The following is a 17,217-nucleotide window of genomic DNA, read 5'->3' on the forward strand; positions in this document are numbered from 1 at the left end:
TCCTGCGGGGCGGTAGGTCAGCGGGGGCGGTAGACCGTCAGGGCGTCCGGGAGGGTGTCGAGGACGAGGGCGGGCGGGGCGGGGGTGTATTCGCCGTCGTACGCGAGCGGGGTGTCCGGCGGGATGTCGCCGATGCGGAGACTGCGCAGGCGGGTGGCCGTGTGGACGGGGGAACGGCTCAGCGGACCCGTGAACGCGGCGGCGAGCAGGCGCGGGCCGGGGCGGCCTCCGCCGTGGACGAGACGGACGTCGAGCAGGCCCTCGCCGAGGCCGTCGCGGCGGCGGGGGGTCGGTCCGGTGCCGTGGTAGGTGCCGTTGCCGGCGAAGAGGAGCCAGACGCTCCGGGGCCGTCCGGCCAGCCGGAGCCGTACGGGCCGCTCCGCGCGCAGGACCTTCCACGCGGCCAGCAGCGCGGCGGGGCCGCCGCCGATCCGCGGCGCCCAGTGCAGGCGGTGCCGCAGCAGCTCGGGGTAGGCGCCGATGCTGAAGGTGTTCAGGAAGTACCCGGAGCCGCCGTCCTCGGGGTCCGGGCCGGGGGTGAAGCGGCCCACGCTGACCCGGACCGCGCTGCCGGCGGCGACGGCGCGGCAGGTGTCCTCGGCTCCGCCGAGGCCGAGGTCCAGCGCGAAGTGGTTGAGCGTGCCGCCGGGGAACACGGCCAGCGGCACCCCGGCCCGCAGCGCGGCGGTGGCGGCGGCGTTGACCGTGCCGTCGCCGCCGCACACCCCGAGCACAGTGGACCGGGCGGCCGCCGACGCCAGCTGCTCGGGCAGCTCCGGGCCCTCGCACTCGACCACCTCCGCGTTGGGCAGCCGGGCGCGCAGTACGTCGAGCCCCGCGGCGGCGGCGGTGCCGGACCCGGTGTTGACCACGACGGTGAGCCCGGCCCCGTCCGGCAGCGCGGGCGCCTCGGTGGCCGTCCGCTCGTCGCCGGGAACGACCCGCGCTTCGTCCACGCCGCGTACGAGGCGGCGTACGACGAGACCCGCGGCCACGCCCAGCGCGGCCCCGGCGGCCACGTCGGACGGGTAGTGGACCCCCGTGTACACGCGGGAGAACGCCACCGACACCGCCACCGGGGCCAGTAGCGCGCCCCAGCCCGGGGCTCCCAGCGCCAGGCCGGTGGTGAACGCGAACGCGGACGCCGAGTGACCGGAGGGGAACGAGGTGGTCGCCGGCTGCGTCACCAGCCGCCGTACCTCGGGCACCCCCTCCAGCAGCGGCCGGGGCCGGCGTACGGACCACTTGCCGACGGTGTTCACGGTCGCCGAGGCCAGCGCCAGCGAGGCGGCTCCGCACAGCGCCGCCTTACGGGCCCCGGTCGAGCCGAGGACCGCGATCGCCGCAGCGGCCCCGCCCCACAGCACCCCGTGGTTGGCGGCCCGCCCCAGCCTCGGCAGCACCCGGTCGGCCGCCGGCCAGTGCCGGCGGGCCACCCCGTCGAACAGCGCCCGGTCCCACCGTGCGGCGACGCCCTGCCAGGTCAACTCCTGATCAGCCATCTCCGTCGTCTACCCGCACATCCGCTCCGGAATCAGCACGGATCACCGAGCGAGCTCACGGCCGACGTGCCGCTGCCCACGGGCCCCGTCCCCCCAGGGGGTGCGGACGCCCCCGTGCTCCTACGCCCCCTACGCCTCGTCCTCCTCGTCGAGCGGGCGCTTGCGCAGGAGGAGGACCACCAGCCCGCCCAGGACCACCAGGCCCACCGCCAGCGAGGCGATGATCGGGGTCGCGGCCGAGCTGCCGCTGGTGGCCAGGCGCTCCTCGTCCGGGCTGGACTCCGACGAAGCCGCGGCGGCGGCTGCGGCCGCCGCCGCCGAGGCCTGCGTCACGGCCGGCCCGTCGCCCGTGGTGCCGGCCTCCGCGACGACCGCGGGCTGCGGCCACACCGCACTGGCCGTGGCCGCCAGGGCGGACTCGCTGGAGCCGGCCACGATCTGGGTCTGGCTCGGCACCTCACTGGTGAAGACCCGCCCGACCGGCACCTTCGTGGAGCCCTGGACGGTGACCGACGCCGAGCCGTCCGGGGTGCCGACGGGCACCTCGAAGTACAGCCGGCTCCCGTTCGCCGCGGCGGTGACCGGTCGCCCCTCGGCGTCCACCACCCGCACCCCCATCGCCACGGCCGCCGCGTCCGGGGTGACCGTCACGCTCTGCGCCCCCGTCCGCACGGTGACCGGCCCGAGGCGGGTGCCCACCGGCCCCGACACGCTCCCGGGGTCCAGTCCCAGCGAGGCCGGCGGCTCCGGCAGCTTGCCGGCCGAACGCTGGAGGTAGTCGGCCAGCTTCTCCGCCGCCGGGTCGGCGGCCTCCACCTGCGCCCCGTCCGCCAGCCGCCAGATCGCGACCTGCGTCCCGGCCGCCGCGCTCTCCGCGGTCAGGGCCCCGGCCCCGGCCGCCTTCGCCAGCCCGGCGAGATCGTTCAGCTGCGGATACGAGTGCTCCAGGACCCAGCGGATCCGGCCCGCCTCCCCGTTCCCGGCGAGCGGGCTGCCGCTCCAGCCGCTCTCCGCGTACCTGGCCTGCGGCTGGGCGGTGCCCGCCACGCCGACCCCGTAGGTCTGGAGCATCCCGCCGCCGTCGACCCGCATCTCGTACAGCCCGGCCGGAATCTGCCGGGCCGACCCGTCCTGGGCGTGCAGGACCGCCTGCCCGTACGTCTTCAGCCCGTCCAGCACGGCTCTCGCGCCCTCCGGTGTCCGGGGCGCGGGCGCCCCGGTGTCGGCGGCCGCCCGCGCGCCCGGGGCTGCGGCCAATGCCGCGGCCAGCAGCGCCGCCGCCAACGGCCGCCGCGCAGAGGCCCGCACGGGCGCCGCCCCCGCCACAGGCGCGGCAGCCGTAACAGCAGCGGCAGGTGGTGCGGAAGCGACGGAAGGCGGCTCTGAAGGCGTAACGGAAGGAGTAGCGGAAGGAGTAGCGGAAGGACCAAGCGAAGAAGGAGCGGAATCAGGAGCGGAGGATGCGGGAACGGCAATCGACACAGTCTTCCCCTTCGGGCCAATGACCCAGGTGCCCGTGAGTACCGGGGAATCCTAACCGCCTCGAACACTCAGACCACCGCCGCCTTCTGAGTGGCCATCAGTGGTGGGTCCGCCTTGACGACCCGGCGGAATGCCGCCGTCCCCCGGTTCAGGTCGTGTCCGATGGCGGTCGCGTCGATGTCCGCGGAGAACCACCGGTTGCCCTCCCCGTCGGGCGGATCGTCCCGCACCCGCAGCCGCCCGTGCACCACCAGCGGCTCTCCCACCGCGACGGAACCGGCCAGGTTCACCGCGAGCGCGCGCCGCGCCCACACCGTGTAGAAGCTGGTGGGCCCGTCCGCCCACACGTCCTTGCGCCGGTCGAAGTACCGCGGCGTCACGGCGAACCGGAACCGCGCCGACGGCCCGGTCGCCGTCTCCTTGTAGTCGATCTGCGTGGCCACGTAGCCGACCAGCGTCACCAGGGTGTCGTTCATCCCGGCGGCCCTCCCCCACTTCCGTACCCGCACGGACCATCCGCACGAGGTACGACCCATGCTGGCGCGACCCCCAGAATCCCGCTCCGGCCTGTGGATTACTCGCGGGTTGTGGACAACTTCGTCCCCCCTGCGGCCACGGTCGCGTACTGCTCGCGCACCTCCCGGTAGCGCAGCAGCTCCGCCGCCACCGGCTCCAGCACCCGGGCCCGCCCGCAGCCGGCCGCCGCCTGCCGCAGCCGCCGCTCCGCGTCCTGCCCGTACCGCCGCGCCGGGCCCCGGGCCGCGATCGAACAGGCCCACTCCACCAGCGGCCCGCCGACGATGCCCGCCACCATCAGCAGCACCGGCGGCATCAGACGCGGTTCCAGGACCCCGACGATCTGCCCGACCAGCCACAGCCCGCCGTAGATCTGCAGCAGCGTCATCGCCGCCTGCGCCAGCACCGCCGCCGGCCACCACGTCGGCCGCGGCGGCCTGGCGCTCGGCACCGTGACCGCCGACCCCAGGGTCACCGCGATCTCGTCCAGCGCCTCCGGGAGCTGCTCGGCTCCGCGCACCGCGGTCTCCCGTACCGCCTGCTCCCAGGCGTCGGGCAGCCCTTCGGCCGCCGCGTCGGCGACCGCCCGTACGGCCTGCTCCACCCGCTGGCGCGCGGTCACCTCCTGCTCGGCCGGCGCCTCCGCGCCCGCCGGGCCCCGGCTGCCGCCGATCACCGCCAGGGCGGCCAGCCCGGCCAGCGTGCGCGGGGCGCGCCGGCCCTCGTACCACCGCCACAGCCGCAGCCACGGCGTGCCGCAGGCCTTCCCGGCATTGCGCCGCCAGGCCCGCTCGGCGGCGAGCCCGGCCGCGTACGCCCCGACCGCCTCCGCGAGCCGGTCCTCGAACTCGGCGCGCGCCGCCTCCCCGATCTCCGGCGACGGATGGCCGTCGGCCACGTACAGCGGGCGCAGGCGCCCGGCGGCCCGGTCGACATCGGCGGAGATCCGGCGGGTCGCGGCGCCCTTCTCCTGGGTGAACTGTGCGAGGAGGTCGCGGAGTTCCCCGACGCCCTCGCCGGTCAGCGCGGACAGCCCGAGGACGGTGGCGCCGGGCTCGTCGTGCTCGCCGAGGGCGATGCCGTCGTCGTCGAGCAGCCGCCGCAGGTCGTCCAGTACGAGGTCGGCCGACTCGCCGGGCAGCCGGTCCACCTGGTTCAGCACGACGAACGTCACCTCGGCGTGCCCGGCCAGCGGCCGCAGGTACCGCTCGTGCAGGACGGCGTCGGCGTACTTCTCCGGGTCGACCACCCACACCACCGCGTCGACCAGGGCGAGCACCCGGTCCACGTGGTCGCGGTGGGCGCCGACCGCGGAGTCCAGGTCCGGCAGGTCCACCAGGACCATCCCGCGCAGGGCCCCGGCCTCGGAGGTCTCGCGCGGCCGGCGGCGCAGCCGGCCCGGGATCTCCAGGCGGTCGAGCAGCCCGGCCGCGCCGTCGGACCAACTGCACGCGATGGGCGCGGCGGTCGTCGGCCTGCGCAGCCCCGTCTCGGAGATCTGCACTCCGGCGAGTGAATTGAAGAGCGTGGACTTGCCGCTTCCGGTGGCTCCGGCGATCGCGACGACCGTGTGCTGCGAGGACAGCCCGCGCCGCGCGGCCGCCTCGTCGAGCACCCGGCCGGCCTCGGCGAGGGTCTTGCCGTCGAGCCGGGTCCGCGAGAGCCCGACCAGCTGGCGCAGCGCCTCGAGGCGGGTGCGCAGTGCCTGTCCTTCGGGGCTGAGCGGCGGCGAGGGCGCCTTGCCCCCGTCGTTTCCGGCGCCGGAGACGGCGCGGATGAGCGCGTCGTCGCTCCCGTCGCCTCCGTCGTCCCCGTCGCCGTCGCCGCGGCCCTCGACGTCGATGTCGATGTCGATGTCCATGTCGACGCCAGCGCCGGCGCCTGGGCGGCGCGAACGTGCGATGAATCCGTCGTCCCAGCGGTCATCGGTGCGGTCGCGGTCGGTCAGAGCGGTCACCGCGTCACCTCTCCTTCTGCAGTAGGGACAGCGCGGCGATCAGCTCGGCCTGCGGTTCCGGCGTCACTTCGAGCGCCTCCAGCGGGGCCAGCCGGCGGTCCCGTTCGGCGCGCAGCACCTGCTCCAGGTGTTCGGCGACCAGTTCGCCGCCCCGGTCGCGCAGTCGTACGGCGGCCTGTACGCCGATCCGCTCGGCGAGCTTCTCCCCGGCGGGCCGGGCCCGTTTGCCGCCGAGGAGGGCCGCGACGAGGAGGGCGGCGATCCCGTCGGGGTCGGGCGCGGGCTGCTTGTCGAGCCGGGCGACCTCTTCCTCGGCGAGTTCCTCCAGTACGCGCCGCCAGCGCCGTACGGCCATGCCGATGCGCTCCGCCGCCTCCCGGTCGGGCGCGGGCAGTTGCACCGCCCCGGCGGCCGGCTCGCGCCGCCACGCCTGGGCGATCCGCTCGTCGGCGGCGGCCACGGCGCACTGGAGCAGGGCGGCGAGCGACTCGGCGAGCGAGTCGAGCAGTTCGTCGGCGCTCGTGTCGAGGGGATAGCCGCGCCACCGCGTCAGCGCGTCCCCGGCCAGTACGGCGCCCTGGTCGAGGCGGCCCCGGACCCGCTTGCCCTCCCTCTTGTACGCGTCCTCGACGGCCGAGGTCAGCCGTACGGCGGCGGCGTGCTGGGCGGCGACGGCGGATGCCAGCTCCGGCATGCGGCGCCCGAGGGAGTCCAGCGCGCCGAGCGCGGTCCGCCCGACGGCGTACTGGCGGGCGGCGGCGTCCTGGGCGTGGTGGGCGAGCCACGCGAAGAGCGGGGCGACGGCGCTGGCGGGCAGCAGCCCGCCCCCGCCGGCCGATTCGGGCAGCTCGGGCACGGTGAAGCGCGGTACGTCGCCCAGCCCGGCCCGGGTGAGCAGGGCCCCGTACTGGCGCGAGACCTCGGCGAGCACCTGGTGCGGGACCCGGTCGAGGACGATGCTCAGGGTGGCCTTGTACTGCTTGGCGGTGCGCAGCAGGTGCCAGGGGACGGCGTCGGCGTACCGCGAGGCGGTGGTGACCATGACCCAGACGTCGGCGGCGCAGATGAGCTGCGCGGCGAGCGTCCGGTTCTCGACCACGAGGGAGTCGATGTCGGGGGCGTCGAGGATGGCGAGCCCGCGCGGGAGGCCGGCGACGGTCTCGATGCGCAGTTCGCGGGTGGCGGCGGAGTTCCCGGATCCGCGGGGGGAGCCGCGGTGGGGTCCGGGGAAGGGGTCGTCCTCCCCGGGCGGGGCCCAGACCCTCATCAGGTCGGGGAGCACCCGCATGCCGGCGAACCAGTGATGGTCATCCGGATGGCAGACGAGTACGGGGATGCGGGTGGTGGGCCGCAGGACGCCGGCCTCACTCACCTGGCGTCCCACGAGGGAGTTGACGAGAGTGGACTTACCGGCCCCGGTGGACCCGCCGACGACGGCGAGCAGCGGCGCCTCGGGCGCCTTCAGCCGGGGTACGAGGTAGTCGTCGAGCTGCGCGAGCAGCTCGGCTCTGGTCTGGCGGGCGCGCGGGGCGCCGGGCAGGGGCAGCGGCAGACGCACGGACGCGACCCGGTCGCGCAGGGCGGACAGGGCATCGAGCAGCTGAGGCCGAACATCCAAGGTCACCACATGCGAAGAATGCCCAATTTAGGACCATTTTTGAAGCTTATACGCCCTCTGCGCGCCGATCGCGACTCCAGTGGGACCTTTCGGGCACATCGGACGAGTGGGACTCAGGCATAACGAGTGCACAACACCAGGGGCGCCGCGGCGCAAAAGCGGTGCGAGAATCGCACCTGCCTGCGATTATCGGGACCGCTTCACCGAACCTCCACATCGTGGCACGCGGGTGAAGCAACCGGGACAAGGCGGCCGGAGCCCTATCCTTGACCCGGTCCGGATGACAGCCCCACCCCCACCCCGGGGCTCCAGGCCACCACGGCCACCTTCCGGCCCCCGTAGCTCAGTGGATAGAGCAGGTGCCTTCTAAGCACTTGGCCGCAGGTTCGAGTCCTGCCGGGGGCACTCTCCGCTTCTCCACCTCAGGCCCTCCTCCGCGGGGGCCTTTCTGCTGGCCGGACGGCGCGGCAGCCGGCCGTCCGGTTGCACGCCCGGCTACCGCGCTGGTCCCGTCGGACGCCCTCTGGCCGAAGTGGCCCTGGACGCCGTCAGAACCCGGCCGGTCCCGCCCGAGGGGGTTCGGGCGGGACCGGAGGTCAGGGGGTGACTGGGTCGATCACGGGTGGGTTCAGGCGGCGGGCGCGTCCTGCGGGGAGACGCCGAAGGCCTTGACGGCCTGGTAGTAGGTCCACGCGGTGCTGTCGCAGGAGCCCTTCTTCACACCCGAGTACGCCGAGCAGACGCGCTTGAGGTCGGCGTAGAGGGCCTCGTCCAGTCTCGCCTTGTTGGCTGAAAATGCACCGGCGGCCTTGTAGTTGCGGTAGCCGAAGTCGTGGCGGGCACAGGACGTCTGGAAGGGGAAACCGAAGGGGTTGTCGGGCGAGGTGGAGCAGTAGTCGGTCGACCAGTCGAACCCGTACGCGCCCCACTTGCCCTGGTTGCCGCGCGCGGCGACCCAGGCGTTGTAGCTGGCGGCACTGGTCTGCGTCCAACTGCTCAGGACCTGTGGCTTGTCGGCCGGCGCTGCCGACGCGGGGGTGGCGGCGACGAGCACACCGGCCGCGGCCGCCGATGCGAGGAGAGGAGCGAGACGAAGGCGCATGGCATTCCTCCAGGACGGGGTGGGGGGCCGCCCGGAGGTACCCCCGGTACGGCGTCGGGTCCCACCCTCGGGGCGCGTCCTATCGGCGCCGCTTAACGCCGCTATAACGGCGCTCGCCCGGTGCCGGTGTCGGGTTCGGGCGCGGACAAGGGAGGTGTGCTCAGGGCCAGTTGCCGGAGGGTGCAGCTCTCAGGTAGCACGCGGTATCAGACTTCCGGCAGAGAACGGGTTCGTCCTACGGAGGGACGCGCGAGGGCGTGGGACGGCCGAGACTGGATCACATGAACCGCCGTCCCCTCGTCATCGCCGCCGCCACTGTTGGAGTCGTCGCCACCGCCGCCCTGGCGCTGCCCAACCTCCCGCCCAACCCGCTGACCGACTCCATCAACGACCGGGTCTTCGAGGAGAAGAGCAAGCACTTCGCAACCGCCGCCGACGCGCCCACCCGCGGCAACCCGGCCTTCACGCTGCCGTCCTGGGTGCCCAAGGACGCCACCGACATACGCATACGGGTGCGCACCACCGGCGAGGCGAGGCTGATCCGCTTCACGCTCGGAGCGACCCCGCTGGACGGCCCGCAGTGCACGGCGGGCACGCCGAAGGACCTGGGCGGGCGGCGGCTGAACGCCAAGTGGTGGCCGCACGGCACCCGGGCCGAGGAGCGGCCCGAATGCCGGGACGTCCACCAGTACCAGGTGGCGGTGCGCGGCAAGCGCGTCTACGCCTGGACCGACGGCACCCCGTCGCCGGGCTCCCAGCCGCAGCACAACCCCCCGGCCACGGCCCACGCCCGCAGCTAGACGCTAGACGGGGACGGGCCGTTCTCCATCAGGCCACCCTGGATTTGAGCCCCCGCTCGGGACGCCTCCGCGCTGATCGGGTGGTCTGGAGTCATCAAGGCTGGGGATCAGGACCGGGCACCGGACCGGGGTCAGGACCGGCATCAGGGCTCGGGGCATGACTTGTGTCCGCAGAAGCGATCCCAAGTCGCGGCATTGCATAAATGAGCGTGAGGATCGTGGGCACAGGCATGATCAGTACGATAGCGACGGTTATAAACGCGACGACCCCAGGAATCGGATTCCAAAAACTGGTGGGCGTACTCGTAATAAATCCGATCGCCCCAGTTCCCACGATGGCATAAGAGACGGCACCGGTAAAGGCAATCGACAGGGCAAGACTGGAAGGCTCGTCAGAATTTGTCTCCGCTTGCGCACAATTTCGCTGCCGCTGCCAGACTGCACCTATCATCGCGGCGCCAACCAGCAGCACATAGACTGGCGAAATCCATGTCGCCCACCACGGCTTCGGCCGGCCGGAGAAGGCGACGTTCACATAGTCGTGAGCGACGGTTGACAGCAGGATTACGGTCATGACCGTAATCCCATAAACCGACCTCCGAAGGAGACGCTCCACGGTCCGCATCGCCTGGATGTGCCCGAGCGCGGATTGCTCTGGTGTCACGTTCTCGACATAGGCGGCAAGCAGCCAAGATACGCCGCTGATCACGGCAACCGTACCTACGACGAGCATTCCGCTGGCTATGAGAGATTCGGTCCACACTCTGCCACATGCACCTTCAGCGACATCCCCGGTAAGAATCGAAAATGAGTAACTATCAAGACCGAGGACGACAAAGCCCGCAATGAAGAGTCGCAGCGTCGCTACCCGGAGTGTGCCGATTTTCCCCTCGGTGAGCACCATGACAATTCCAGCAAACACGAAACCTGCGAGCACTCCCGCAAGCTGCGAATTCGCCGATGCCGATTCGACCGGGCTCCACCCAGTCCCAATGCATGCACCTCCCGTTGGGCTCATGAAGCACCCTGAGGTAAGTACGGGAGTTCGGGATCACTCGGTTGTGGTAACCCATTTCCAACATGGGCCGTCTCCAGGCCTCCCGTAGGCAGGTTCTTCCGCGCAGTCATGCCTATGAGATATCAACGATTGGCACTGCGGCATAGGGTGGCGGACTCTGGCGCTTCGGCAGAGACCAGTACGCCCGTACTGCACCGAGGTACCGCAGCCACAGCAACCGATCCTTGCCGACAGCGATGACTGATCTCGCCAGGGGTCTCCGGTGGATCATGGCCGGGCGCCCCCTGGACCGGGATCGGTGCTCGTCTACGCTCGTCCGGTGAGTACGTACCTGAACCGACTCGGCGAGGACATCCCGCGGATCGGCGCGTCCCCGGCGGGGACGGCCGTGGCGGTGTGGTCCCTGGACACCACGCTCGACGTGGTCGGCGGCCACCGGATCGAAGACGCGCTGCCGGTCCTGGACGCGGGCGAACGGGAGCGGGCCGGGCGGCTGCTGCGGGCCGGGGACCGGCACCGGTACCTCGTCTCGCACGTGGGGCTGCGGGTGCTGCTCGGCGGCTACCTCGGGCTGGCTCCGCAGGACGTCGTCCTGGTCCGGGAGGACTGCCCGTGCTGCGACGGCCCGCACGGGCGGCCGGCGGTGGCGGGAGGCGCGGTGCAGTTCTCGCTCTCGCACAGCGACGACCTGGCGTACCTCGCGTTCGCGGCGGTGCCGGTCGGCGTGGACGTGGAGGCGATCCCGAGCGCGGCGGCGGTGGAGGACGTGCTGAACACCCTGCACCCGGCGGAGACGGCGGAACTCTCCGCTCTGCCCGCGGAGGAACGGCCGGGGGTGCTGGCCCGCCTGTGGTCGCGCAAGGAGGCCTACTTCAAGGGCACGGGTACCGGCCTGGCCCTGGGCCTGGCCGAGCCCTACATCGGCTCGGGCCCCACCCCTTCCCAGGTCCCCGGCTGGCACCTCACGGACCTCCCGGCCCCCCCGGCGTACGCGGCGGCCCTGGCTCTGCGCACCTGACGCACCACCCCCGGCGCCGCTCGCCACGCCGGGGCGAAAAACAAGGTCGCCGCTCGCCGCACGGCCCTATCGTGACCGCCATGGACATCCGCCCCGCCCGTACCGTCGCCGAACTCCAGGCCGCGGAGGGGCTCTTCGACGGCCCCGCCCGACTCGACTGGTCCGAGCGCTTCCTCACCGCGCCGGGACACCTGATGCTCATCGCCTACGTGGACGACATCCCCGCCGGCATGGTCTCCGGGGTCGAGATGAGCCACCCCGACAAGGGCACGGAGATGTGCCTGTACGAGCTCTCCGTCGACGAGGGCTACCGGCGGCGCGGCATCGGCCGCGCCCTGACCGAGGCCCTCGCCGACGAGGCCAAGGCGCGCGGCTGCTACGGCATGTGGGTGGGGGTCGACACCGACAACGAGGCCGCCCTGGCCACCTACGCCTCCGCCGGCTCCCGCGACGAGGGCGTCTTCACCATGCGCGGCTGGCCGCTCTCCGGCTGACGCCTGTCTTCCGGATCACGCCGGGGACCCGTTCGGCGGCGTGTCGTGGGGCCAGTCGGCGCACCCTCCGCGCGGGCGGGGCGCGGCTCGCCGAGCATCGGGCGCATGACCGCATTCACCGCGCTGCTCCCGGCCGCCGCCGCCCTGCTGGCGGCGGCCACCGCCCTGCCGCCGCACGCCTCACCCGCATCCGCACCCGCACCCGCCGCCGACACCGCGACCGCGACCGCCCCGTACGTCGTCGTCCTCAAGGACACCTCCTCCCGCGCCCCGACCCGCGCCCTGGCCGCCGAGGCCGCGGGCTCCGGCGACCAGGTCGGGGCCGTCTACGACACCGTCCTCAGCGGCTTCGCCGTCCGGACCACCGCCGCCCGCGCCAAGGCCCTGGCCGCCGACCCCCGGGTGGCCTCGGTGGAGCCCGACGCCGAGTTCCGGATCAGCGACGCGCAGAGCCCGGCGCCCTGGCCCCTGGACCGGATCGACCAGCCCGGGCTCCCGCTCGACGGCTCGTACGCGTACGCCACCACCGCGCAGGGCGTCACCGCGTACGTCGTGGACACCGGGATCTACACGAGCCACCAGGAGTTCGGGGGCCGCGCCCGGGCCGGCTACAACGGGGTGTTCCTGGAGACCTCCAACGACTGCAACGGCCACGGCACGCACGTCGCCGGGACCCTGGGCGGGGCGACGTACGGGGTGGCGAAGGGGGTCTCCCTCGTCGGCGTCAAGGTCGCCAACTGCAAGGGGTCCGCGTCCCTGACCTCCATCCTGGGCGGCCTGGAGTGGATGGTGAAGGACGCCGCCAAGGCCCCCGGCACCCCCGCCGTCGCCAACATGAGCATGGGCGGCACCCGCAGCTACTCCCTCGACGCGGCGGTGGCGCGGGCGGTCGCCGCCGGGATCACCTTCACCGTCGCCGCCGGCAACTCCGCCGACGACGCCTGCACCGGCTCCCCCGCCGCGGTCCCCTCGGCGCTCACGATCGGCGCGGCCGACGCCGCGGACCAGTGGGCCCCGTTCTCCAGTTACGGCAGCTGCGTGGACCTCGTCGCTCCGGGCGTGTCCGTCACCTCGGCCTGGAAGGGCTCGGCGACCACCCTCGCCCGCGCCTCCGGCACGTCCATGGCGGCCCCGCACGTGGCGGGCGTGGCCGCGCTGATCCTGGCGGAGGGCATCGCGGCGGGCGGTACGGCGAAGACCCCCGCCGAGGTCTCGGCCACGCTGCTGGGGGACGCCGTACGGGACCGGCTCACCGGGGTCCCGGCCGGCACGGCCAACCTGCTCCTGAACCACCCGCCGGCCGCGGGCTAGGAAGCCGGCGGATCAGGGCCGGTCAAGCCTGCGGGCTTGACCGGCCCTGATCCGCAAGATCCCGTACGCCCAAGGCACCGCCAAACTCAACGCCCAGCCCAACGCCCAGCTCAACGCCCGGTCGGTCTCCCGCCCGCACCCCACCCATCCCACCCGCCCCGCACCCCTGACGACCTGGCCTGATGGGACATCAATTTCTGTGTGCTTCGGGCGAAAGCAAGTCATTGACTTCTCATCACCGCGACGCGTCAATGTCGGCCACCGCACCGGCTCGGCCTCCCCCACACAGCGGGTGGGGGGAGGGGTTCGTCTGACGAAGGAGTCGCGACCCAGTGAGTACAACGTTCCGACGAAGAATTCTGGCCGGGGCGGGCGCCCTGTCCCTCGCGCTGACGGGCGGCGTGGTGGGCCTGACCGGCACCGCCCAGGCGGCGACCGTGACCACCCCCGTCTTCGAGAACTGCGACGCCCCGGCACCGCAGCCGGACGGTTCGGGCAACCAGAACTACACGATCACCGTGCCCGGCACGGCCAAGGCCGGAGACGTCGTACCGATCACGATCGACCCGGGTGCGAGCCCGCTGATCCCCGGCTTCTCCGTCACGACGGTGAACACCACCAAGATCACCCTCAAGGTGGGCACGACCACCCAGGTCGTCACCAGCCCGCCCGAGACCGTCAGCGTCGTCGCCGGCACCCCGCTCGACCCGAAGTCCTTCTCCGGAACCATCAAGATCCCGGACGGCACCGAGGGCACCACGGTCGACGTCAAGCTCGACCTGGCGGTCACCGACGCGGACCTCAGCGGCTCCGTCTTCACCACGACCTGCACCCCAGCGCCCCGCCCGAGCGCCACCCTCGGCTCGGTCGCCGTCGAGGCCCTGCCCAAGGACCCGGTGACCACCAGGCTGACGCCCAACAGCGGCAAGGCCGGCACGGCCGTCGTCGTGAACGGCGCCAACTTCCCGGCCGGCCCGGTCACCTGCTCCGCCCTCCTCGCGGGCGCGGCGACCGGTGACACCGGCACCGGCACGGCGGACGCGAGCGGCGCCGCCACCTGCAACATCACGGTCACCAAGAAGGCCGACGCCGTCAAGATCGACCGCTCGGTCACCCCGTACAAGTCGTTCGTGTACCTGGAGGACCAGGCGGGCGTGAAGAACCCGGTCGACATCGAGGTCCTCCCCGGCCCGCTGGCGCTCGGCCCCAAGGACGGCCAGCCGGCCGTCGCCTTCCCCTCGGTCACCATCAACGGCAAGGCCCAGTCGGTGGTCGGCGTGTTCAACGCCGCGACCGTCCAGGACTTCCGCGGCGGCACCCTCGGCTGGGACGTGACGGCGACCCGTACGCCCTTCCTGAACCAGGCGACCGGCCACTCGATGGCGAAGGCGCAGATCGGCATCCAGCCGTCCTGCACCGTGACCAACCCGGACAGCCCGAGCACCTGCACCGCGGGCACGCCCGGCGCGATCTCCGAGACCCCCATGAAGGTGGCCTCGCAGGCGGCCGGCGGGGACGAGCTGACCGGCGGTGAGTTCGCCGTCGGCGGCGCCGGGATGATCCAGCTCCCGCCGTTCATGTTCGCCGACACCTACCAGACGGTCGTCACCTTCTCGATCGCCTGACCGGCAGGAACAGCGCACCCAGGGTGGTGCGGCGCCCCGGCGCCGCACCACCCCTTCGCCTTCCCGACACCCCCCGCCCCCGCCTCCCCGCGCCGACTGGAGAACCGCCCATGCGCCCCCGCCCCCGCATCGCTCCGCACGGTCCGCTCCTCACCCTGTTGCTGCTGGTCGCGGGCCTGCTCCTGACGCCGGCCACGACGGCGACGGCCGCGGACAACGGCACCTGGGGGGTGTTCCCGACGCCCCCGGGCGGCGCCACGATGACCGACCGCGCGTACTTCTTCCACCAGGGCGCGGCCGGGACCACGGTCAGCGACAGCGTGACCGTCCTGAACTCCTCCGACCGGGAGCTGACCTTCCAGATCTTCGCCACCGACGCCGTGAACACGCCGGCCGGCGGCGCCTTCGCGCTCCTTCCGGTGGATCAGAAGCCCAAGGACGTGGGCGCGTGGACAGCCCTGGCGCCCGAGGCGGCCACCACCGTGACCGTCCCGCCCAAGGGCCGCAAGGACATCCCGTTCACGGTGAAGGTCCCGCAGGACGCGACGCCCGGCGACCACGTCGGCGGGATCGTCGCCCTCAACACCGCCGTGGAGGGCATCCGGCAGGAGGGCAAGGTCCAGGTCGGGGTGAAGCGGCAGGTCGGCTCACGGCTGTACTTCCGGGTGCCGGGGCCGGTGACACCGGGACTGAGCGTGGAGGACGTGAAGGTCAGCCGGGCCGCGCCGCTGCTGCCGTGGGTCAAGAACGCCCGCGCCACGGTCTCGTACACGCTGGTCAACCGGGGCAACGTGGTCGTCGAGCCCAAGGTGGCGGTCTCCGCCGAGGGGCTGTTCGGCCGTACGGTGCTGGACCGGCCGGCTCGCGAGCTGAAGCTGGTGCTGCTGCCCGGCCAGCGGATCGAGCTGACCGAACCGTGGGCCGACGCACCGCAGTCGGACTGGGTGACCGTACGGATCTCGGCCGGGGCGACGGCCTATCCGGACCTCGCCTCGGCCTCCGAGGCGCGGTTCATCGCCGTGCCGTGGCCCGCCCTCGGCGCACTGCTCGTACTGGCGGGCGCCGCCCTCACCTTCCTGGCCCTGCGGCGCCGGCGCCGCTCCCCCGCGGAACAGGCCGAGCCCGCACCGGACCTGGCCGCGACGCACTGACGGGCAGGAGACGCGCTGACGGGCGAGAACGGAGCTCGCCCCCCCGCGTGAGGGTGCGGGGGGCGAGCCGGTCCTGCAAGTCCTACGTTCCTACGGCCGTACGGCCCTGCGGCCCTACGCGGTCAGTGGTTGCGGGGGAAGCCCAGGTCCACGCCCGCCGGGGCCTCGGACGGGTCCGGCCAGCGGGTCGTGACGACCTTGCCGCGGGTGTAGAAGTGGATGCCGTCGTTCCCGTAGATGTGGTGGTCACCGAAGAGCGAGTCCTTCCAGCCGCCGAAGGAGTGGTAGCCCACCGGCACCGGGATCGGCACGTTGACGCCGACCATGCCGGCCTCGATCTCCAGCTGGAACCGGCGGGCCGCGCCACCGTCCCGGGTGAAGATCGCGGTGCCGTTGCCGAACGGCGAGGCGTTGATGAGCGCCACGCCCTCCTCGTAGGTCTCGGCGCGCAGCACGCACAGCACCGGACCGAAGATCTCGTCGCGGTACGCGTCGGAGTCGGTCTTGACGTTGTCCAGCAGCGACAGGCCGATCCAGTGGCCCTGCTCGAACCCGTCGACCGTGTAACCCGTACCGTCCAGGACCACGTCCGCGCCCTGGTCGGCCGCGCCCTTCACGTACGAGGCGACCTTGTCGCGGTGGGCGGCCGTGATCAGCGGGCCCATCTCGGAGTCCGGGTCGTTGCCGGGGCCGATCTTGATCTTCTCGGCCCGCTCGCGGATCTTCTCCACCAGCTCGTCGCCGATCGATCCGACGGCCACGACCGCCGAGATCGCCATGCAGCGCTCGCCGGCCGAGCCGTACGCGGCCGAGACCGCCGCGTCGGCGGCCGCGTCCAGGTCGGCGTCCGGCAGCACCAGCATGTGGTTCTTGGCGCCGCCCAGCGCCTGGACCCGCTTGCCGTTCGCCGAGGCCGTGGTGTGGATGTGGCGGGCGATGGGCGTGGAGCCGACGAAGGAGACGGCCGCGATGCCCGGGTGGGAGAGCAGCGCGTCGACGGCGACCTTGTCACCGTGGACGACGTTGAGCACACCGGCCGGCAGACCGGCCTCGGAGGCCAGCTCGGCCAGCTTGTTGGCGGCCGACGGGTCCTTCTCGCTCGGCTTGAGGATGAAGGTGTTTCCGCAGGCCACGGCCAGCGGGAACATCCACATCGGCACCATGGCCGGGAAGTTGAACGGGGTGATGCCCGCGACCACGCCCAGCGGCTGGCGGATGGCGGCCACGTCCACCCGGTTCGAGACGGAGGTCGACAGCTCGCCCTTGAGCTGCGTGGTGATCCCGCAGGCCAGCTCGACGATCTCCAGGCCGCGCGCCACCTCGCCCAGCGCGTCCGAGTGGACCTTGCCGTGCTCGGCGGTGATCAGCTCGGCGATGGCGTCGCGGTTGGCGTCCAGCAGGGCGCGGTAGGCGAAGAGCACCTTGGTGCGGGCGGCCAGCGAGGACTGGCCCCAGCTCTGGTAGGCCTCCTGGGCGACCCGTACGGCCGCGTCGACCTCGTCGGCGGACGCGAGCGCGACCTGCGTGGTGACCTCGCCGGTGGCCGGGTCGGTGACCGGGCCGTAGTTGCCCGACGCGCCCTCGACGGTCTTGCCACCGATCCAGTGGTTGACGGTCTTCATT

14 protein-coding genes and 1 tRNA gene are annotated in these 17,217 nt (G+C 72.9%); 7 read left to right on the plus strand and 8 right to left on the minus strand.

What is annotated here, in order from left to right; genetic code table 11:
• Positions 1–17: 17 nt before the first annotated feature.
• From IF02_RS0127455 to IF02_RS0127475, 5 genes are all read right to left on the minus strand, one after another.
• A complete protein-coding gene (locus tag IF02_RS0127455; RefSeq protein WP_051696598.1) occupies positions 18–1,502 on the minus strand; it encodes a bifunctional phosphatase PAP2/diacylglycerol kinase family protein in 1,485 nt (494 codons plus the stop codon).
• A gap of 129 nt (positions 1,503–1,631) precedes the next feature.
• Positions 1,632–2,810, minus strand: a complete 1,179-nt coding sequence (locus tag IF02_RS0127460) for a thioester domain-containing protein (RefSeq protein WP_324603790.1) — start codon at positions 2,808–2,810, stop codon at positions 1,632–1,634.
• A 242-nt stretch (positions 2,811–3,052) separates the two neighbouring features.
• Complete coding sequence (locus IF02_RS0127465; RefSeq protein ID WP_030161538.1) at positions 3,053–3,460, minus strand: single-stranded DNA-binding protein; 408 nt, start codon at positions 3,458–3,460, stop codon at positions 3,053–3,055.
• 98 nt (positions 3,461–3,558) lie between these two features.
• Positions 3,559–5,457: a GTPase gene (locus IF02_RS0127470; protein WP_037837247.1), complete on the minus strand. Its 1,899-nt coding sequence runs from the start codon at positions 5,455–5,457 to the stop codon at positions 3,559–3,561.
• Between the two features lie 4 nt (positions 5,458–5,461).
• Positions 5,462–7,075 (minus strand): GTPase domain-containing protein, encoded by a 1,614-nt coding sequence (locus IF02_RS0127475; RefSeq protein ID WP_030161540.1) that lies wholly within the window; start codon positions 7,073–7,075, stop codon positions 5,462–5,464.
• A 332-nt stretch (positions 7,076–7,407) separates the two neighbouring features.
• On the opposite strand from IF02_RS0127475, the gene IF02_RS0127480 reads away from it, so the two are divergent.
• A tRNA-Arg gene (locus tag IF02_RS0127480) sits at positions 7,408–7,480 on the plus strand.
• A gap of 223 nt (positions 7,481–7,703) precedes the next feature.
• Here IF02_RS0127480 and IF02_RS0127485 read toward each other — a convergent pair.
• On the minus strand, positions 7,704–8,177 hold the full coding sequence (locus tag IF02_RS0127485; RefSeq protein ID WP_030161541.1) for a phospholipase: 474 nt from the start codon (positions 8,175–8,177) through the stop codon (positions 7,704–7,706).
• A 281-nt stretch (positions 8,178–8,458) separates the two neighbouring features.
• On the opposite strand from IF02_RS0127485, the gene IF02_RS0127490 reads away from it, so the two are divergent.
• Entirely contained in the window at positions 8,459–8,977 is a 519-nt protein-coding gene (locus IF02_RS0127490) for a hypothetical protein (protein ID WP_030161542.1), read from the plus strand.
• Between the two features lie 94 nt (positions 8,978–9,071).
• Here the strand turns inward: IF02_RS0127490 and IF02_RS34975 are convergent, their stop codons facing one another.
• Positions 9,072–9,881, minus strand: coding sequence for a hypothetical protein (locus tag IF02_RS34975; RefSeq protein ID WP_158708577.1), 810 nt, complete (start codon positions 9,879–9,881; stop codon positions 9,072–9,074).
• A 433-nt stretch (positions 9,882–10,314) separates the two neighbouring features.
• On the opposite strand from IF02_RS34975, the gene IF02_RS0127495 reads away from it, so the two are divergent.
• The 5 genes from IF02_RS0127495 (at position 10,315) to IF02_RS0127515 (ending at position 15,594) form a co-directional block, all read left to right on the plus strand.
• Positions 10,315–11,013 (plus strand): 4'-phosphopantetheinyl transferase family protein, encoded by a 699-nt coding sequence (locus IF02_RS0127495; protein ID WP_030161543.1) that lies wholly within the window; start codon positions 10,315–10,317, stop codon positions 11,011–11,013.
• Positions 11,014–11,093: 80 nt separating this feature from the next.
• Complete coding sequence (locus IF02_RS0127500) at positions 11,094–11,507, plus strand: GNAT family N-acetyltransferase (protein ID WP_030161544.1); 414 nt, start codon at positions 11,094–11,096, stop codon at positions 11,505–11,507.
• Positions 11,508–11,612: 105 nt separating this feature from the next.
• Positions 11,613–12,818 carry a S8 family peptidase gene (locus IF02_RS0127505; protein ID WP_030161546.1) on the plus strand — a complete coding sequence of 402 codons (1,206 nt, stop codon included), beginning with the start codon at positions 11,613–11,615 and terminating at the stop codon, positions 12,816–12,818.
• A 332-nt stretch (positions 12,819–13,150) separates the two neighbouring features.
• On the plus strand, positions 13,151–14,443 hold the full coding sequence (locus tag IF02_RS0127510) for a hypothetical protein (RefSeq protein ID WP_030161548.1): 1,293 nt from the start codon (positions 13,151–13,153) through the stop codon (positions 14,441–14,443).
• Positions 14,444–14,553: 110 nt separating this feature from the next.
• Positions 14,554–15,594: a WxL protein peptidoglycan domain-containing protein gene (locus IF02_RS0127515; RefSeq protein ID WP_030161550.1), complete on the plus strand. Its 1,041-nt coding sequence runs from the start codon at positions 14,554–14,556 to the stop codon at positions 15,592–15,594.
• Between the two features lie 122 nt (positions 15,595–15,716).
• Here the strand turns inward: IF02_RS0127515 and IF02_RS0127520 are convergent, their stop codons facing one another.
• A complete protein-coding gene (locus IF02_RS0127520) occupies positions 15,717–17,216 on the minus strand; it encodes a CoA-acylating methylmalonate-semialdehyde dehydrogenase (protein WP_030161552.1) in 1,500 nt (499 codons plus the stop codon).
• Between the last annotated feature and the right edge of the window lies 1 nt (position 17,217).

The organism is Streptomyces sp. NRRL S-244 (assembly GCF_000717915.1).
GTDB lineage: Bacteria > Actinomycetota > Actinomycetes > Streptomycetales > Streptomycetaceae > Streptomyces.